Raw genomic sequence first — 1,291 nt, 5'->3', positions numbered from 1 at the left:
TTTATCCTTCAATAAAAAACTGATCGATTTTGAGCACTTTCAATCCCACCTATTGCAAAAAACATTGATTAATAACACATTAATCACGAAGACCCTTCCTAATTCTAGGGAAAGATTATCACCCAAATACCTTACCTAGAAGAGAAGTCTTACAGGTGAATGAAAAGACAAAAAGGGAGCTAAAATGTCCATCAGAATTTCTAAAGAAAACCCTGATGTACAGATATTGAATGGACGTTGGGGTCTTTATATAAAAATTGGGAAAAAGAATGTCAAAATCCCAAAGGACACTGACCCTCACACCCTGACCCTTGAGGATTGTCTGGAATTGGAAAAGAAGACCCCTGAAAAGAAATCTAGGGCTAAAAAGAAAACCACCACCAAAAAGACAACTACCAAAAAGAAGGCTAATAAATAATCTTACTTAGGTTAAGGATAAAAAAGGCACCCTTCATTTAATTTGGGGTACCTTTTTTCCTTCCATCTATTTGAAATGAAAGGTAATGTAATTTCTATCTGTTTAAAATCCTATAACTTGTCAATACCTGTATATTGATAATTTTCTCTTCCCTCGTTTTAATTCTAGGGTCCATCCACCCTTACCATTTTTCCACCATAAAGCCCTTTTCAATAAAGATAAAATACCATCTGAAATATTATTCTTAAAATCTATAACCTAGAAGGAAAGAGGACCTATGAACAAATGAACCTAATGCCTCATAAATTGACATTCCACTCCCCACCTCGTACCGAAGTTCAAAAGAGCATCTTTTAATTTTACTCCCAATCCCAAAAACATATCCTTGCTCATATTTATTAGTTTCCTCTAAAGCCTTACCTTCTCTCACTTCCTCTGTTGAATAAAACCTTGATTCAACTTTTTTATAATTTGTTTCTTTTATGGCAAACCCGTTTGACATCCCTGCATTCAAATAAATAAATGAATTTTTAAGGGGATATTTAAAACGAATCATGTTATTCATTTTTAAATAAGAATAACCAATTTTGGTGTAATTTTCATCATAATAATTTTGGTCTACAAAATTGGTATAACGACCTTCTACATTATAAGAACTAAATAACAGTTCATTATAAATTGACAACCGCCTTTGGTTTCGGGGAAGCACTACATCTAAAAACAACCCAGCCGAAAAATCAGTGGATATAGGATAATCGGTATTTGCAACTGTAAAAGAAGATAAATCACTTTTAAATTGTAAGGAGGTTAATGAAACCCCAACCAAACCCCCAAATTCAAGTTTTGTTTTTTCAACTTGCTTTTGAAAATTAG

Annotated in this window: 2 protein-coding genes; one reads left to right on the top strand and one right to left on the bottom strand. The window is 33.0% G+C overall.

The genetic code is table 11. The annotated features are described in order from the left end of the window. The first annotated feature begins 184 nt into the window (after positions 1–184). Entirely contained in the window at positions 185–418 is a 234-nt protein-coding gene (locus E1171_RS01210; RefSeq protein ID WP_155203282.1) for a topoisomerase C-terminal repeat-containing protein, read from the top strand. 244 nt (positions 419–662) lie between these two features. Here E1171_RS01210 and E1171_RS23370 read toward each other — a convergent pair. Then, positions 663–1,291: porin family protein (locus tag E1171_RS23370; RefSeq protein WP_187696154.1), on the bottom strand; the 629-nt coding region annotated here is incomplete at its 5' end.

Source organism: Xanthovirga aplysinae (assembly GCF_009711365.1).
Taxonomy (GTDB): Bacteria; Bacteroidota; Bacteroidia; order Cytophagales; family Cyclobacteriaceae; genus Xanthovirga; species Xanthovirga aplysinae.
Note: the sequence above shows the minus strand (reverse complement) of the source record. Positions and strands in the feature narration are given on the sequence as shown.